This is a genomic window from Aeromonas sp. 55A (assembly GCF_051919665.1).
In the GTDB taxonomy this organism is placed as follows: Bacteria; Pseudomonadota; Gammaproteobacteria; order Enterobacterales; family Aeromonadaceae; genus Aeromonas; species Aeromonas veronii.
The window spans coordinates 1,564,034-1,579,130 of the sequence record NZ_JBQBEH010000008.1; the positions used below are offsets into that span (position 1 = coordinate 1,564,034).

A 15,097-nucleotide genomic window follows, 5' to 3' on the forward strand; every position below is an offset into this window, starting at 1 on the left:
TTCTGGCCTGAACTCAGGCGGCGCTGACGCTCTCCAGCTCGAACAGCTTCTCCAGATAGACGGCGACGCCATCTTCGTCGGAGGTGAGGGTCTGCTCATACTCCGGCAGCGCCATTTTCAGGCGGTCATGGGCGTTGCCCATCACGATACCGCGTCCCACCATGGTCAACATCTCGAAGTCGTTCATGCCATCCCCGAAGGCGATCGCCTCGGACATATCGAACCCGTTCTGCTCCAGCACGGCACGCACCGCATTGCCCTTATGCACCCCGGCGTGCATCACTTCGAGACAGTCCGGCAGGGAGAAGGTGACGTTGAGCTGATCGCCATAGCGCTGGTTGAGGTGTGCCTCGATTTTCAGCAGCTTCTCGTGGTCGCCGATGTAGAACACCTTGTTGATCTGCTCTTTCGGTTCCTGCTTCAGGTCATCGACCAGACGGTAGGTGAACCCTGACTCGTCGTGGAACTGCAGCAGCCAGGGCAGCTCCTCTTCCACCACCCAGTCATCACCCTGATAGACATTGAGGTGGATAGAGGGGTCGCGCTCCAGCGCAATCAGTTCTGCGGCGATCTCGGTCGGCAGCGGCTGGTTGAAAATCAGCTGATCCTGTTTGTCATGGACCACGGCGCCATTGGAAGTAATAAGGTAGATGTCCATCCCCAGCGCATCGCGGAAGCTGCGAACGTCAACGTGATGACGGCCGGTGGCGACCACGAATTTCACACCTTGTTCTACCAGGCGGTGCAGGGTATCCCGGGTACGGGGAGAGATCTGGTGCTGCTTGTTGAGCAGAGTGCCATCGAGATCGGATACAACTACCTTGAACATCATTACCTCGGCATCGATTGAAAACAGGGGCAGTTTACCTTAGCCCGCACTGTCACCCCATTTATTTAGGGTTACAAAAAATAGCCAGCTCAGAAGCGGGCGAAAAAGTCGACCGTCGCGGTCAGGGCGGGCTGGCGCTTGTCATCGGATTCGATAAACAGCTCGTGCCAGGCACCCTCGATGCGCAGTGGTTTGCCCCCTTCGCACTTGGCAATGGTGCAGAAGCGATCCTGCGCGGCATTGTCCACCACGCTGTCGTTGCCAGCCTGCAGCACCAGCAGCGGGGTTTTGATGGCGCCCGCATCGGCGATGGCGGCATCGGCACCTGTGATCCCCTGATAAATCCAGTGGGCGGTGGCGCCACCCAGCTTGATCTGCGGGTGCTGCTCGTAGAGTTGGCGGAACGCTTGATAGCGGGGCTGGCTGTGAGTCAGTTCGTTATCGGCAAAGCCGTGATCCTGATAGGCGCCCTGACCGGGGCCGTAGGGAGGCTCGCCAATCCAGCCGCCGACCGTGCCTATGGTGCTCGCCAATCCCTTGGCCAGCCACTTGGGCAGACCGCCGAGATTGATGCCCAGCATGGGGGAGGAGAGCACGGCCGCCTTGATATCATCGGGCCAGCGTTCCAGATAGCGGGCCGAGATGGCTCCGCCCATGGAGTGGGCCAGCAGGAACAGCTTGGCAGGCTGGTCCGCCATGATTATCTGGTCGTGAAACTGCTTTAGATCGACCACATAATCGTCGAACTGGTCGACATATCCCTTCTGTGGATCATCCAGCATCCGGTCGGACATCCCCTGACCGCGATGGTCGATGAGATAGAGGCTGTAGCCCTGACGCCAGAGATCCCACGCCAGCTCCTGATACTTGAGGTAGCTCTCGACCCTGCCATTGACGATCAGGATGGCGCGATCAACCTTGGCTTGCCGTAGCGCGACATAGCGGATGGTGACGCCATTCTTGCCCTTAAACTCTCCTTCAACCGCATGCTGGCGCCAGAAGTCGGGCAGGGTTTGCTGGTAGAGGCTGGGTACATCGGCTTCGCTGGTGAGCTGATAGGTATTGGTCACGGCAAGGGCTCCGGCAGAAAACAGGGTCAGGGCCAACAGGGAAAGAGAGAGGGGTTTCATCAGGCACACTCCTGTTGCCAATGGTGATAAAGGGCGGCGATATCCCCCGAGCAGAGCAGCGCCATGCAGGCTTGCAAGCGAGGCAGTGGCCAGTCCCACCACTGCATCTCTTGCAGCATGAGGATCTGCTCATCGCTGAAACGGCGGCGGATCGGTTGGGCCGGGTTGCCGCCGACTATGGTGTAAGGGGCCACATCTTTGGTCACCACGGCGCGGGTGGCGATGACGGCGCCATCACCTATGGTGATGCCGGGCATGATCATCGCTTCCGAGCCGATCCAGACATCGTTGCCAATCCGGGTGTCCCCCTTGCGCAGAAAGCCGCTGCGGGCCCCTTCGCCAAAGGTGTCGGGATTGAACGGGAAGGTGGAAACCCAATCCAGCCGGTGGCCCTGATTGCCCGCCAGCATGAAGGTGGCGCCCGAGCCGATGGAGCAGAACTTGCCGATGATCAGCCGATCCACCTCGCCCCAGAGGCCGCTCTCCCAGGTGTCGCGGGTCGAGCCATCGCCGAGCAGGTAACGGACGCAGTGATCCTCGAACGGCTTGCCGTGGTAGTAGCCGGAGTAGTAGCTGTAGTCGCCGGCCTCTATGTTCGGGTTGGTCAGGTGATCCCGGATGATTTGCGATTCCAGCCAGCTGCCAAAAGGGTTCTCCATCACTCCTCCTGCGGATCGTCCTGCTCGCTCTGCTGCGCCCACCCTTTGCGGGTCAGCTGCATCCGCTGCCACCACTCTTCGTCCGCCAGAATTTCACCGGCCGGGCCGAGCTGGGGGTAGGGCATCTCTTTCTCTTTGCAGAGCTGGGCATAGATAGGATAACCCCCCTCGAACAGGATGCTGTTCTGCTCCTCCAGCGTGAGCGGGCAGCCGCGTTGATAGCAGCCGGCCAGCTCGCGCTGGCGCTGCGCCTCGTAGAGGATGGCGGCGGCAGCCACCGAGACGTTGAGGGACTGCACCATGCCCACCATGGGGATGACGATATGGTGGTCGGCCAGCGCCAGCGCCTCCTCACCGATGCCATGCTTCTCCTGACCCACCAGAATGGCGGTCGGTTTGGTGTAGTCGATGGCGCGAAAATCGACCGAGCTGTCGGAGAGGTGGGTCGCCAGGATCTGCATGCCGGAGGCTTTCAGCTCGGCAACGGCTGTGCCGATATCCGGGTGCAGTTTTACATCCACCCAGTTCTGGCTGCCGCGGGCGGTGCCTTTGCGCTTGTGGATCCAGGTTTTGGGCCAGACCGCGTGTACCCGGTGGATGCCGATGGCATCGGCGGTACGCACGATAGCGGCCAGATTGTGAGGTTTATGGACCTCTTCCATGCAGACGGTCAAATCGAGCTGACGCTGGGCCAGCATGTCGGTGATGCGCTTGAAGCGTTCGGGGGTCATGGCTTGTCTCTATAAAAGCAGCAGGCGGCTTGCGCCGCCTGTGTTCAGTTCTTCTGTCGGCTCACCTTGAGCACGTTGGGCATGACGCGGATCTTGCGCATGATGTTGGCCAGGTGGATGCGGCTCTTGGTGGTGATGAGCAGGCTGACCTGATAGACCCGGCCATCCTTCTCTTCGGTGCTGATGGCGTGAATATTGGCGCCGGTGGCGGCAATCACGTTGGCCAGCTCGGCCAGCGCACCCTGATGGTTGACGATCTCGATGCTGATGCCGGTGCGGAACTCCTGTTCCTGCTCCTTGTCCACTTCCCACTGCACCGGCAGGTACTTGTCCGGCTCCTTGCTGTAGCCCTTGATGTTGCGGCAGGCTTCCTGGTGGATAACCAGACCCTTGCCCGGACTGATATGGGCGATAATGGCATCTCCCGGGATCGGGCGGCAGCAGTTGGCGAAGGTGACCAGCATGCCGTCGGCACCCTTGATCGGCATCTTCTTGCTGCTGGTTTTGGGCTGCTCTTCCGGCGGTAGTTCATCCCCAAGCATGCGGCGCGCCACCATGACGCTCATGGCGTTGCCGAGGCCGACATCGGCCAGCAGCCCCTGCAGATTCTCATGCTTGGTATCGGCCAGCACCTGCTTGATGCGTGGCTCGGGGATGTCTTCGATATTCTTGGCGCCCAGCGCATGGTTGAGCAGGCGGCGACCCAGCACCACCGACTCTTCGGTGCGCAGGTTCTTGAGGAACTGGCGGATCTTGGAGCGAGCCTTGGTGGTCACCACGAAGTTGAGCCAGGCTGCGTTGGGGCGAGCGCCCGGCGCCGTGATGATCTCCACCGTCTGACCCGAGTGCAGCGGGCTGCTGAGCGGGTAGGGGTGGCGGTCGACCCGTGAACCGACGCAGGCATGGCCGATGTCGGTGTGCACCGTGTAGGCGAAGTCCACCGGTGTGGCGCCAGCGGGCAGCTCCATGATGCGCCCTTCCGGCGTGAACACGTAGATCTCGTCGGGGAAGAGGTCGGTTTTGACCCCTTCGATAAATTCAAACGAGCTGCCGGCGCTCTGTTGCAATTCCAGCAGGCTCTGCATCCAGCGCTGGGCGCGGATCTGGGCAGTGGTGCCCGAACTGTCGCCATCCTGCTTGTAGGCCCAGTGGGCGGCAACCCCTTTGTCGGCCATCTGATCCATGAACTCGGTGCGAATTTGCACCTCCACCGGTACCCCGTGCGGCCCCACCAGAGAGGTGTGCAGCGACTGGTAGCCGTTGGTCTTGGGGATGGCGATGTAATCCTTGAAGCGGCCGGGGCGTGGTTTGTAGAGGCTGTGCATCTGCCCCAGCACCCGGTAACAGGTATCTATGTCCTTCACCTTGACACGAAAGGCGTAGATATCCATTACCTCATGAAATTGCAGCTCTTTTTTCTCCATCTTGTTGTAGATGGAGAACAGATTCTTCTCGCGGCCACTGACCTGATGCTCGATCCCCGCCTCTTTCAGGCGACCGCTGATTTCGCTCTGGATGGAGTCGATGATCTCGCGGCGATTGCCACGGGCGCGGCGCACCGATTCGCGCAACACGCGGGATCGCATGGGATAGAGCGCCTCGAAGCCCAGCTCTTCCAGCTCGTTCTTCATGGTGTGAATACCGAGGCGGTTGGCGATGGGGGCGAAGATTTCGAGGGTTTCCCGAGCGATACGGCGGCGCTTGTCAGGGCGCAGGGAGCCCAGGGTGCGCATATTGTGGGTGCGGTCGGCCAGCTTGATCAGAATGACCCGGATATCCTGGGTCATCGCCATCACCATCTTGCGGAAGTTCTCGGCCTGCGCCTCTTTGCGATCGCGAAACTTCAGCTTGTCGAGCTTGGAGACCCCGGCCACCAGTTCTGCAACCGCGTTGCCGAATTGTTCGGCCAGATCGGCCTTGGTGACAGAGGTGTCTTCGATGACGTCGTGCAGCACGGCGGCCATCAGGGTTTCATGATCGAGGCGCATGTCACCCAAGATCCGGGCAACGGCAACAGGGTGGGTGATATAGGGTTCGCCACTGGAACGCATCTGGCCCTGGTGGGCATCACGGGCCACCACATAGGCTTGCTTGAGCTTCTCAACCTGCTCTGGCGGCAGGTAGGAACTGGCTATTTCTTTAAGGTTTTCAAATAAATACAAGACAGTCCCCGCAGCGGTGAAACGGCAATTCGTGGAATTGAGGGTATAGCCCTGAGTTTGCGAGGTTTTCGAGCGGTTGTAAATGGGGATGAACAGTCGGCACCCGGGAGGGTGCCAACCGGAGGAATAACTTAACCGCGGCCTTCGGCGATGGCAGCAACGGCAGCCAGCTCGGCGGCTTCCTGCTCTTGCTGTTCGTAGCGGTCCTGGGTGTCCATCACTTGATTGTTCACCAGACCCAGCTCGATCTCACGCAGGGCGATCACAGTCGGCTTGTCGTTCTCTTCGTCGACCAGGGGATCTTTGCCTTGTACCGCGATTTGACGAGCGCGGCGCGCGGCGACCAGCACCAGGTCAAAACGGTTACCTACCTGTTTTACAGCATCTTCTACAGTAACGCGTGCCATGCAGGACTCCAGTGTTTGGGCTTTCTGTTTAGAAAAGCAGTGTTTAAAAATGACGCAAAAGTTTACTTGTTTTTGGCTTACTCTGCCAGTAGCTGTTGCAGCAAGTTTTTTTGAGCCTGTTGCTGGTGACGTATCTCCAACCGTTGGCACTCAATAATGGACCTGAGCTGGAACAGCGCCTGCTCGAAGTCTTCATTGATAATGACATAGTCATACTCGTCGTAGTGCACCATTTCGGCAATGGCTTTCGCCATCCGGCCGGCAATCACTTCGGCGCTGTCCTGACCGCGCCCAATCAGGCGGCGTTCCAGCTCTTCGCGGCTGGGGGGCAGGATGAAAATGGATTTGGTCGGCATCTGCTCGCGGATCTGGCGGGCACCTTGCCAGTCGATATCGAGGAATACGTCGATCCCCTTGGCCAGGCAGGCTTCGATGGTGGCGCGGGAGGTGCCGTAGTAGTTGCCGAACACTTCGGCCCATTCCAGAAAATCACCACGCTCGATCAGCGCCTTGAACTCTTCCACCTGAACGAAGTGGTAGTGTACGCCGTGCTCTTCGCCCGGGCGGGTGGCGCGAGTGGTGTGGGAAACCGACAGCTGCATCTTGCCCGCAGTGTTATGTTGGGTCAGCAAGGCATTGAGCAGACTGGATTTACCCGCGCCGCTCGGAGAAGAGATGATATAGAGAGTGCCTTGTTGCGCCATATTATTACCTTTAATCGAAACCGCTGTTTTGGTTGTAGCAGAGACCGCCGTCTTGTGCCCGAAAGGGAGACAGCCAAACGCAAAACGCGGAAAATTCTTGAGTCAGGAGGATGTAAAGGCGGCGAATTTTACCAGAAGGCGGCGAATAAAAAAACGGCCGGAATCATATTCCAGCCGATCAAAGTATTCGTAGCTTGCTGCGGGAGCGTAACCCACATCAGCCTGCATTGTGCCTTTGGCTGAGGGCAGAGGCTATCAGGTTATCCCTGCCTGATGGCTCGGAATTCCCGAGGTGCCCTGTCACTGCGGCAGCTGACGATCGGCGCAGAGCCGATCGAACGCGGCGATCACCTGCTCGCTGGTGATTTTTCGCATGGCCTCCGGGTCTTTGAGACGGGTGCGCCAGCTCAATTCGGCCAGCGGCTTGCCGGTCTCCTGCTCGACCAGCTCCTGATAGACGCTGACCACGTAGTCGCGGCACAGATAGGGGCCGGTGCGGGCCGGATTGTGGTGGGCATAGAGACCGATCACCGGCGTGCCCACTATGGTGGCCATATGGGTGGGGCCGGTATCGGGGGCCAGTACCAGACTCGCCTCGCTAATCAGCGCCAGCAGCTGCTTGAGGTTGGTCTGCCCCACCAGATCGACCGGCTTGCTCTGGCTGAGTTGCCGGATCTCGGCGGCCAGATCTCGCTCCAGCTTGGCCGGCCCGCCACAGAGATAGACCTGAAAGCCCTTGCTGGCGGCGTGATCCGCCAGCGCGGCATAGCCTGCGGCCGTCCAGTTTTTGAATGCCTTGCTGGCGGCGGCGCAGATCAGCAGGGTCGGTTTGCCGCCAATCTTCTCCTTTGCCCACGCCTGATGTTCGGCGCTGATGGGCAGCTGCCAATCCGGGGTCAGATCCTGGATGCCGAGTTCTTTGGCGAAAGCGAGGAAACCGTCCAGCACATGGGGAGAGGCAGGCGAAGGCACCTTGTGGTTGGTGAACAGCCACTGGCCGTCGTTGGCCCGCTCCCGATCAAACCCGAGTTTGACCTTGGCCTTGATGCCGAGGGTGGCGATGCTGGCTCGCATCGCTGCCTGCAGGTGGAGCAGGGCATCGAATTTGCGCCCCTTGAGGGTCTGCCAGAGATCGCGATAGCCGCGCCACCCCTTGCTCTTGTCGAAGGGAATCACCTCGACGCCGGACAGATCGGCAAACAGGGTTGCCTCGATTTTGCCCGTGATCCAGGTGATACGGGTCTGTGGCCACTCCCGCTGGATGACCCGTACCAGTGCCAGCGCGTGGCAGCAGTCGCCGATGGCGGAGAGCCGCAGAATGCAGATGGAGGAGGGAGGCGTTTGAAATAGCGGCATGATGTGGCGCACGGCTGGCAAAAAGGGTGGATGGCATTATGCAAACTCCCCTCTGGATTGTAAAATTGCGCGCAATCGTCAGCCGGGCTTTGCCACCGGAATAGCCGCCATGGCTGGCACATGTTGCGGGCATGCCACAGTCGCAGCCTCATCGCCCATAAACAGGGGCGATCAACGACCCACCGAGCGGGATCTCCACGATGCGAGTACAGACCGAACACAACCAGATCTGTTGGTATGCCGAAGGGGCCTTTCGCGACCCCTCTCCCCAGTTATTCGATCCTGCCTGGTGGCAGAACAACCGTCAGGTGGTGGGAACCTCCATCGGGCGGGGGGTGACCTGGTTCGTCAAGGATGAGTCCCGCCATCTGGTGCTGCGCCACTACTATCGCGGCGGCATGGTGGGCAAGGTGGTGCGGGATCGCTTCTGGTTCGAAGGGGTCGAGTCGAGCCGTGCCATGGCCGAATACACCCTGCTGGCCAAGCTGTGTGAGCTGGGGTTGCCGGTGCCGCGTCCGTTTGGTGCCCGCATGGTCAAACAGGGCCCATTCTATCGTGCCGATATCCTGATAGAGCGAATTCGCGGTGCCAAGGATATGGTGGCACTGCTCAAGCAGGGGCCGGTGGCGACCGAGGTATGGCACAAGATAGGTCAGACGGTGCGTCAGCTGCACGATGCCGGGGTCTATCACGCCGATCTCAACAGCCACAACCTGCTGCTCGATAAGGAGGGCAAGGTGTGGGTGATCGATTTTGACAAGGGTGCGATCCGCTCCCCCGGCGAATGGCAGAAGGCCAATCTGGAACGCTTGCTCCGTTCATTCAATAAAGAGTCTCAACTGCATACCAGTTTCCACTTCGTACCGGAGAACTGGCAGACCTTGATGAACGGGTATCAGGGAAAAGCACTCTGACCCTGTTGCTCGGCGTGAACGCCAATGTTACTTATTGAGCAGGTATTCAGATCCTGTTTCGAGGCGCCCCATGGAAATGCTCAAGACACCTTTGGTCGATGTGACTGCCCGGCTTGATCCGGGTCTGCTGTCTGATGCCATGGCGCTGCTGGAGGCGGGGATCTGGAGCTGGTCAGCCCAACATGGACTGCAGCGTGATCCCTCCTGCCTGCGCCTGTTGGGATTGGGAGAGAGTTGGCCGGATGATCTTGGCTGGCTGGATCGGGTTCATCCCGACGATGTTGCCCGGCTGGAAGATGCCCTGCTCGCTTGCCAGAGCGGCCGCAGCAGCGGTCTGCGCCTCGAATACCGCATTCTGCATCATCACGGTCACTACATCCGGCTGGAAGAGCGGATGCGTCGTGATGAGCGGGGTTATCTGCTGGGGGTTGTCCGTCACCTCGATCCCGCTGCCGTGCTGGTGGAGGAGCGACATGGCATCGATCCGCTGACCGGACTGGAGAGCCGTGGCCGTTTCGAGCAACTGCTGGAGGAGCGGCTGGCGACCGAGAGTGGCACTTTCAGTCTGCTGCAGTTTTCGGTCGATCACATGGCCAAAATCCAGCAACTGTTTGGCGAAGCGGCTTGCGACGCCATGCTGGCCAAGCTGGCGCGTATCGTACGCCACGAACTGCGGCGGGAAGATCCCTTCGCCCGCTGGGATGAGGACGGTTTTATCCTGATGCTTTCCCAGACCGAGCGGATGAGTGCGCTGGAGATCGCCGAGCGGCTGCGCCTCGAGATTGCCGATGCCAGCCTGCTGTCACAGCGGCCGGTCACCGTCAGCATCGGGTTGGTGCAGAGTCAGGCTGGCGAGCAGCTCGATCATCTGCTGGCCCGGCTGGCCAGCTGTCACAGTCAGGCCAGACGGGAGCACAATACCGTTGTCGGCTGAGTGTGGTCAGGGTTGGCCGCGCTTGTCACGCTGGCAGACCCAGAGCGAGGCCAGCATCAGCAGGCCGCCGATGGTCAGTCGGGTCAGGTCGGTATCCTTGCCCCAGAGCAGCAGATTGACCAGCAAGCCGGCCGGAATGAGCGCATTGTTCATAATGGCCAGCACCCCGCTGGTGACCAGCGTCGCCCCCTTGTTCCAGAGGAAGTAGCCGAGGCCGGAGGCTCCCACCCCCAGCCAGAGCAGAATGCCCCACTGCAACCCTGACGTTGGGTATTGCGGCTTGCCCAGCAGCCACCAGGCGGGCAGTGCGATCACCAGCGCTCCCAGATAGAAGCAGCCGAACACCGCCAGTTGCGGCGGTTGCTCCGCCTCCCTTGCCAGCAGTACCTTGTAGCCCACTTGACCCAGGGCGAAACAGAGGTTGGCCCCCTGCACCACCAGAAATCCCAGCACATAACTTTCGGTCAGGCCGTCGAAGCGGATGACGGCAGCCCCGACCACCGCCAGCAGGGCGCCCCACAGATAGGTGGGCTTGAAGCGGCGCTCCAGCAGATCGTGGAGCAGGGTGACGTAGATGGGGGTGAAGATGGTAAAGACCAGCACTTCCGGCACTGTCAGCAGCAGGAAGGAGTGGTAGTAGAAGAGATACATGATGCCGAGCTGGATGGCGCCCAGCGCCATCAGCTTGGCCGCCAGGTCGGGGCGCAGCCAGCGGCGGCGCAGGAAGGGCAGAAACACCAGACTGGCGAGGGCGATGCGGGTCAACACCGAGAAGTAAGCATCCACCTGGCCAGCGAGGTAGACCCCGATCAGGCTGAAGGAGAATGACCAGAGCAGGGTGACCCCTATCAAGTAGTTCATGTGTTTGATTTATCGTCAGTTGTCAATTTTAAGGGGGGCTATGATGGCCGAGATGGAAGCGGCAATCCAGCGTTTATGGGCGCGATTGCCACAGGTCGGAGCATTTTCCTTTACCGCCAGCAATGGCGAGGGGTCGGCGACCGACTGGAATGGTCGGGGCGAGGGGCGTGTGCAGGTGACCGATCATCAGGGGGGCTGGCTCTTTAACGAGCAGGGGCGTTACATCACGCCTCATGGCAGGGAACTCGCCATGCACAACCGCTTCTGGTGGCAACGTAGTGAGCGGGGGATCCGCCTTTCTCACCTGCGTTATGAAGCGCCGGTTGAACTGTTCGAGCTGCTGCCGCAAGGAGATGGCCGCTGGCTGACCGCCGAGCCCCATCTGTGCGGGGCGGATCACTACAGTGCCGAGTTGACCGAGATCGACGGCGGTTTTCTGCTGAGCTGGCAGATCACCGGGCCGCGCAAGAACGAGCGACTCAGCTATCGCTATCTGATCTGACGCCGGCTGGCAGGCATAAAAAAACCGGCGCAGAGCGCCGGTAGCGGGGGACAAATCGGAGGTTTTTTAAAACAGTCCCAAAAACAGGAGAGATAGACTCTCGTCACACATTCAGAGATGGACTTCAGGCATTCAGGGCATAGCTCAGCATGGCTTGCAGCTTGCTATCGAAGAACCAGGGCAGCAGTACCATCAGCAGGCCCAAGATCCCGGCCAGCCGCTGGCGATACTGCCAGCCGGCAATCAGTACCAGACCACCGCACAGTGTGGTCAGGATGCCTGACATAGGGAGACCTCGCGCTGCATGCGACGCTGCTGCGCCCACTGGTTCATGGCGACCGAGCCGAGGATCAGGGCCAGGGCCACGCCGGTGGTGGGGTGGATCTGCTCGCCGAGGAACAGGGCGCCCAGCATCACACCGAACAGCGGCACCAGATAGTTACTGAAGGAGGCGAACGTCGGGCCGGCCTTCTGGATCAGCGCCATGTAGAGGAAGTAGACCAGACCGGTACAGAGGGTACCCAGCACGGTGATCGCGCTCAGGGCCTGTGTGCTCGGCAGGGTCAGGCTGCTGAGGTCAACCATGAAGGGGGCGACCAGCAGCAACTGGATTGCCGAGGAGATCAGGATATTGCGGGCGACCACGACCGGATGGTCCTTGGCGAAGCGCTTGATCATCAGCAGGCCGATGGCGAAGCAGCTGGCACCCAGCAGGATGGCCATGGCACCGAGCAGACCGGCGTTCATGCCCTGGGAGAGTTTCGGCCAGAACAGGGTGAGCACACCGGCAAAGCCGATGATCACGGAAAGCAGACCGGTTTTGGTGATTCTTTCACCAGAAATAAACAGCGGTGCAGCCAGAATGGTCACAAACGGGATACAACCCATGACCACGGCGGCGATGGCGCTATCCACATACTGTTGGCCCCAGGCGACCATGATGAAGGGGATGGTGGCATCCAGCAGGGCGATCAGCATATAGGTGCGCCACGGAGTGTGCTCACTCTTGAGCCGCATGAACAGGCAGAGCAGACCCAGGGTCAGGCTGCCGCACAGGGCACGACCGGCAGCCACTAGAATGGGGGGCAACTCGGCAACGGCCTGGTGCATGAAAATGAATTGGGAACCCCACAGCAGGCCAATGGCCAGCAATAACAGATAGCTACGCATTTGAATCTCCGATGTATTAAGCCAGCGCATTCTAGGCAATCTGTTACTATGGTAAAAATGAATTGTCGGCATTTAACTATGGCTAATATCGATGGATAGCTCGCTCGCCCGTCTCGACCTCAACCTGCTCGCCGTATTCGACATGCTGATGCAGGAGCGCAATGTCACCCGTGCCGCCGAACGGCTGCATTTGTCCCAATCCACTGTCAGTCACGCCTTGGGGCGGCTGCGGGTGGCGCTGGATGACCCGCTGTTCGTGATGAGTCGGCGCGAGATGATGCCGACCGAGCGGGCCAAGGCGCTGGCCGGGCCGGTTCGTCAGGCGCTGGCGATGCTGGAGCAGGGATTGCGGCAGGCCAAGGGGTTTGATCCCGCCACTGCGCGGCGGATTTTCCGCATCGCTACCCCGGGCTCGGTGGAGCACGGGCTGGTGCCGGTGCTGGTGGAGAGGCTCCATCGGCAGGCCCCTCACTGTCGGCTTGAGGTGTGCGAGCTGGCCGACAGCAACTACGAGCGGGAGCTGGAGAAGGGGGAGCTGGATCTGGTGATCGGTTTCGCCGGGGCGAATCATCTCTCACCCCGCTTGTGGCGGGAGGAGTGGTTCAACAACCCGCTGGTCTGCCTGTCGCCCCTTGGCAGCGAATTGCCCGATGTGCTGACTCCGGTCGAGCTGGTGAGCCGTCCCCACATCCACACCTCCAGCTGGGGTCACAGTCAGGCGATGGTGGAGCTCTGGCTGGCCCGTTTCGGGGTGGAGCGGGAGCTGGGCGTGCGGTTGCCGAGCTTTATGGCGGTGCCGCCGCTGATGGCGACCGGCCGCTATCTGGTGGTGGTGCCCGAGATGATCGGGCGCCACTTCTGCCGCTACTACCCGCTGCGGATGCATCAACTCGACCCCGCCATCCCCATCGTCTACCTGATGGCGGGGCACCCGCTCACCGCCCATGACGAGGCGATCGGCTGGTTCAAGAGCCTGCTACACCAGCTGGTGTTCGACCTCTATGGCGACGATGCGCTCGGGACTCTCGCTCAGCGGATGTTGGCGAAGTAGTCGAGCCCCATGGCGCTTTTCACCTCCGCCAATACCTCATCGGTGATGATGCGGGCCTGCTCGGTGCCCTGATAGAGCAGTTCCAGCAGCATCTTCTTGTCGGCAATGGCCGCGGCACGGCGCTCCCGCATCGGGGCGAGCAGGGTCTGCAGGCAGTCATTGAGCACCTGTTTGCAGCGCATGTCCCCCAGTCCGCCTCGTCGGTAGTGGGCCTTCATCTCGGCGACCAGCGCCTTGTCGGGGTGGAAGGCATCGAGATAGGCGAACACCGTATTTCCCTCCACCTGACCCGGATCGCTCACCTTGAGGTGGTTGGGATCGGTATACATGGCGAACACCGCCTGTTTGACCTCTTCCGCCGACATGCCGAGTTCTATGGTATTGCCGAGAGACTTGGACATCTTGGCCTTGCCGTCGATGCCGGGCAGGCGGCCGGTGTCACTCAGGATCGGTTGGCATTCGGTCAGCACCTCTTTGCCTACCAGAGAGTTGAAGCGGCGGACGATTTCGTTGGTCTGCTCCAGCATCGGCAGCTGATCTTCCCCGACCGGCACGTGGCTGGCGCGAAAGGCGGTGATGTCGGCGGCCTGACTGACCGGATAGACCAGAAAACCGGCCGGCAGCGTGCGTTCGAACCCTTTCTGCTGGATCTCCGCCTTGACGGTGGGGTTGCGCTCCAGCCGGGCGACGCTGACCAGATTGAGGTAGTAACAGGTGAGTTCGGCGAGGGCGGGCAGGGCGCTCTGCAGGCAGAAGGTGGTCTTGGCCGGGTCGAGACCGACCGCCAGATAGTCAGCCATCACCTCCAGCACGTTGTCGGTCACCTTGGCTGGATTGTGGCCGTTGTCGGTCAACGCCTGTAAGTCGGCGATCATCACGAATTGACGGTAGTGGTGCTGGGCTTCGACGCGCTGGCGCAGGGAGCCGACATAGTGGCCGATGTGCAGTTTGCCGGTGGGACGATCGCCAGTCAGGATTACGGGGTTGTGCATGTCACTCTCTCCAGTTGGGTGAGCCGGGAGGCGACAAAGGGATAAAAACAATGACCGCCTCTCGGCGGTCACGGTGTTTTCTTTGGGAAATTTACATATAGAAACGCGGTGCCGCCTGTTTAGGAGCAGCACCACCAGTAGTTGTGATTGAATGCGGTCATGTTCATAGCAAATCAAACTACGCCGGTTTCATTACTTCTGCAAGGGGACGACCAGCAGATCGCAGGGCACCGTATTCATCAGCTGACGGGCGCTGGAGGTGAGCAGGCTCCAGAAGCTCTGGCGATGGCCGCACACCAGCAGGTCGATCTCGTACTCCTTGACCGCCTGATTGACCCGCTCGCTCAGATCGCCGCAGATCACCAGCTTCTTCTCGATGGGATAGTCCACCGAGGCCAGAAATGCCTCCAGCTTCTCTTTCGCTTCGGCGATTACCTGATCCTGCACGTTGTCGATGTCGATATCGATCATCTCGGTGTAGAGATCCTTGAGGTCCACATCGACATGGATAACCGACAGCTTGGCGCCGTTGGAGCGGGCTCTGTCCACCGCCTTGTCGATCACCTTGCGGTTGTCTTCAGAGAGGTCGATCGCGGCCAGAATATGCTTGTAATAGGTTGTTCCACTCATGGGGGTTCTCCTTACCGATCCTTCAGCCCACTATACCAATCTCTGCTGAAACTAAAATGGTGCCT

Annotated in this window: 17 protein-coding genes; 4 read left to right on the plus strand and 13 right to left on the minus strand. The window is 60.3% G+C overall.

Annotated elements, in window-relative coordinates; all coding sequences use genetic code 11:
- Nucleotides 1–13 precede the first annotated feature (13 nt).
- The 8 genes from ACTG2G_RS11280 to ACTG2G_RS11315 form a co-directional block, all read right to left on the minus strand.
- Nucleotides 14–829: a Cof-type HAD-IIB family hydrolase gene (locus ACTG2G_RS11280; RefSeq protein ID WP_005339262.1), complete on the minus strand. Its 816-nt coding sequence runs from the start codon at nucleotides 827–829 to the stop codon at nucleotides 14–16.
- An 89-nt stretch (nucleotides 830–918) separates the two neighbouring features.
- Nucleotides 919–1,959 carry an alpha/beta fold hydrolase gene (locus ACTG2G_RS11285; RefSeq protein WP_429204892.1) on the minus strand — a complete coding sequence of 347 codons (1,041 nt, stop codon included), beginning with the start codon at nucleotides 1,957–1,959 and terminating at the stop codon, nucleotides 919–921.
- Nucleotides 1,959–2,618: a CatB-related O-acetyltransferase gene (locus ACTG2G_RS11290; RefSeq protein ID WP_064334995.1), complete on the minus strand. Its 660-nt coding sequence runs from the start codon at nucleotides 2,616–2,618 to the stop codon at nucleotides 1,959–1,961. The genes ACTG2G_RS11285 and ACTG2G_RS11290 overlap by 1 nt, the downstream gene beginning before the upstream one ends.
- The gene (trmH, locus tag ACTG2G_RS11295; protein ID WP_021230464.1) at nucleotides 2,618–3,349 is read right to left on the minus strand and encodes a tRNA (guanosine(18)-2'-O)-methyltransferase TrmH; all 732 of its coding nucleotides are present in this window, start codon (nucleotides 3,347–3,349) and stop codon (nucleotides 2,618–2,620) included. The genes ACTG2G_RS11290 and trmH overlap by 1 nt, the downstream gene beginning before the upstream one ends.
- A 44-nt stretch (nucleotides 3,350–3,393) precedes the next feature.
- The gene (spoT, locus tag ACTG2G_RS11300; RefSeq protein ID WP_005339255.1) at nucleotides 3,394–5,511 is read right to left on the minus strand and encodes a bifunctional GTP diphosphokinase/guanosine-3',5'-bis pyrophosphate 3'-pyrophosphohydrolase; all 2,118 of its coding nucleotides are present in this window, start codon (nucleotides 5,509–5,511) and stop codon (nucleotides 3,394–3,396) included.
- A gap of 131 nt (nucleotides 5,512–5,642) precedes the next feature.
- Nucleotides 5,643–5,918, minus strand: a complete 276-nt coding sequence (gene rpoZ / locus ACTG2G_RS11305) for a DNA-directed RNA polymerase subunit omega (RefSeq protein ID WP_005307060.1) — start codon at nucleotides 5,916–5,918, stop codon at nucleotides 5,643–5,645.
- Nucleotides 5,919–5,995: 77 nt separating this feature from the next.
- Nucleotides 5,996–6,622: a guanylate kinase gene (gene gmk / locus ACTG2G_RS11310; RefSeq protein ID WP_429204895.1), complete on the minus strand. Its 627-nt coding sequence runs from the start codon at nucleotides 6,620–6,622 to the stop codon at nucleotides 5,996–5,998.
- Between the two features lie 300 nt (nucleotides 6,623–6,922).
- Entirely contained in the window at nucleotides 6,923–7,978 is a 1,056-nt protein-coding gene (locus ACTG2G_RS11315; RefSeq protein ID WP_429204897.1) for a glycosyltransferase family 9 protein, read from the minus strand.
- Nucleotides 7,979–8,178: 200 nt separating this feature from the next.
- On the opposite strand from ACTG2G_RS11315, the gene ACTG2G_RS11320 reads away from it, so the two are divergent.
- Together ACTG2G_RS11320 and ACTG2G_RS11325 are read left to right on the plus strand one after the other, a co-directional pair.
- Nucleotides 8,179–8,892, plus strand: coding sequence for a 3-deoxy-D-manno-octulosonic acid kinase (locus ACTG2G_RS11320; RefSeq protein WP_005339249.1), 714 nt, complete (start codon nucleotides 8,179–8,181; stop codon nucleotides 8,890–8,892).
- 70 nt (nucleotides 8,893–8,962) lie between these two features.
- Entirely contained in the window at nucleotides 8,963–9,826 is an 864-nt protein-coding gene (locus tag ACTG2G_RS11325; protein WP_421387135.1) for a GGDEF domain-containing protein, read from the plus strand.
- A 6-nt stretch (nucleotides 9,827–9,832) separates the two neighbouring features.
- Here the strand turns inward: ACTG2G_RS11325 and ACTG2G_RS11330 are convergent, their stop codons facing one another.
- Complete coding sequence (locus ACTG2G_RS11330) at nucleotides 9,833–10,687, minus strand: carboxylate/amino acid/amine transporter (protein WP_219594900.1); 855 nt, start codon at nucleotides 10,685–10,687, stop codon at nucleotides 9,833–9,835.
- Between the two features lie 40 nt (nucleotides 10,688–10,727).
- Between ACTG2G_RS11330 and ACTG2G_RS11335 the strand changes: the two genes are divergently transcribed.
- A complete protein-coding gene (locus ACTG2G_RS11335) occupies nucleotides 10,728–11,189 on the plus strand; it encodes a DUF6314 family protein (RefSeq protein ID WP_082182184.1) in 462 nt (153 codons plus the stop codon).
- A gap of 124 nt (nucleotides 11,190–11,313) precedes the next feature.
- Here ACTG2G_RS11335 and ACTG2G_RS11340 read toward each other — a convergent pair whose 3' ends face one another.
- Both ACTG2G_RS11340 and ACTG2G_RS11345 read right to left on the minus strand, forming a co-directional pair.
- Nucleotides 11,314–11,475, minus strand: coding sequence for a hypothetical protein (locus ACTG2G_RS11340; protein WP_005339236.1), 162 nt, complete (start codon nucleotides 11,473–11,475; stop codon nucleotides 11,314–11,316).
- Nucleotides 11,460–12,359: a DMT family transporter gene (locus ACTG2G_RS11345; protein WP_005355734.1), complete on the minus strand. Its 900-nt coding sequence runs from the start codon at nucleotides 12,357–12,359 to the stop codon at nucleotides 11,460–11,462. Before ACTG2G_RS11345 ends, ACTG2G_RS11340 begins: the two co-directional genes overlap by 16 nt.
- 91 nt (nucleotides 12,360–12,450) lie before the next feature.
- Between ACTG2G_RS11345 and ACTG2G_RS11350 the strand changes: the two genes are divergently transcribed.
- Complete coding sequence (locus ACTG2G_RS11350; RefSeq protein WP_439985437.1) at nucleotides 12,451–13,410, plus strand: LysR substrate-binding domain-containing protein; 960 nt, start codon at nucleotides 12,451–12,453, stop codon at nucleotides 13,408–13,410.
- Here ACTG2G_RS11350 and trpS read toward each other — a convergent pair.
- Entirely contained in the window at nucleotides 13,389–14,402 is a 1,014-nt protein-coding gene (trpS, locus tag ACTG2G_RS11355; RefSeq protein WP_103252027.1) for a tryptophan--tRNA ligase, read from the minus strand. The genes ACTG2G_RS11350 and trpS overlap by 22 nt on opposite strands.
- Before the next feature lie 192 nt (nucleotides 14,403–14,594).
- Nucleotides 14,595–15,032 (minus strand): universal stress protein, encoded by a 438-nt coding sequence (locus ACTG2G_RS11360; RefSeq protein WP_005339229.1) that lies wholly within the window; start codon nucleotides 15,030–15,032, stop codon nucleotides 14,595–14,597.
- Nucleotides 15,033–15,097: the final 65 nt, after the last annotated feature.

Coding starts and splice junctions, on each gene's coding strand:
- ACTG2G_RS11350 (WP_439985437.1), top strand. CDS start 12,451: ATGGATAGCTCGCTCGCCCGTCTCGACCTCAACCTGCTCGCCGTATTC.
- ACTG2G_RS11285 (WP_429204892.1), bottom strand. CDS start 1,959: ATGAAACCCCTCTCTCTTTCCCTGTTGGCCCTGACCCTGTTTTCTGCC.
- ACTG2G_RS11335 (WP_082182184.1), top strand. CDS start 10,728: ATGATGGCCGAGATGGAAGCGGCAATCCAGCGTTTATGGGCGCGATTG.
- trmH (WP_021230464.1), bottom strand. CDS start 3,349: ATGACCCCCGAACGCTTCAAGCGCATCACCGACATGCTGGCCCAGCGT.
- gmk (WP_429204895.1), bottom strand. CDS start 6,622: ATGGCGCAACAAGGCACTCTCTATATCATCTCTTCTCCGAGCGGCGCG.
- ACTG2G_RS11325 (WP_421387135.1), top strand. CDS start 8,963: ATGGAAATGCTCAAGACACCTTTGGTCGATGTGACTGCCCGGCTTGAT.
- ACTG2G_RS11360 (WP_005339229.1), bottom strand. CDS start 15,032: ATGAGTGGAACAACCTATTACAAGCATATTCTGGCCGCGATCGACCTC.
- ACTG2G_RS11345 (WP_005355734.1), bottom strand. CDS start 12,359: ATGCGTAGCTATCTGTTATTGCTGGCCATTGGCCTGCTGTGGGGTTCC.
- ACTG2G_RS11320 (WP_005339249.1), top strand. CDS start 8,179: ATGCGAGTACAGACCGAACACAACCAGATCTGTTGGTATGCCGAAGGG.
- ACTG2G_RS11280 (WP_005339262.1), bottom strand. CDS start 829: ATGTTCAAGGTAGTTGTATCCGATCTCGATGGCACTCTGCTCAACAAG.
- ACTG2G_RS11315 (WP_429204897.1), bottom strand. CDS start 7,978: ATGCCGCTATTTCAAACGCCTCCCTCCTCCATCTGCATTCTGCGGCTC.
- ACTG2G_RS11290 (WP_064334995.1), bottom strand. CDS start 2,618: ATGGAGAACCCTTTTGGCAGCTGGCTGGAATCGCAAATCATCCGGGAT.
- rpoZ (WP_005307060.1), bottom strand. CDS start 5,918: ATGGCACGCGTTACTGTAGAAGATGCTGTAAAACAGGTAGGTAACCGT.
- trpS (WP_103252027.1), bottom strand. CDS start 14,402: ATGCACAACCCCGTAATCCTGACTGGCGATCGTCCCACCGGCAAACTG.
- ACTG2G_RS11330 (WP_219594900.1), bottom strand. CDS start 10,687: ATGAACTACTTGATAGGGGTCACCCTGCTCTGGTCATTCTCCTTCAGC.
- ACTG2G_RS11340 (WP_005339236.1), bottom strand. CDS start 11,475: ATGTCAGGCATCCTGACCACACTGTGCGGTGGTCTGGTACTGATTGCC.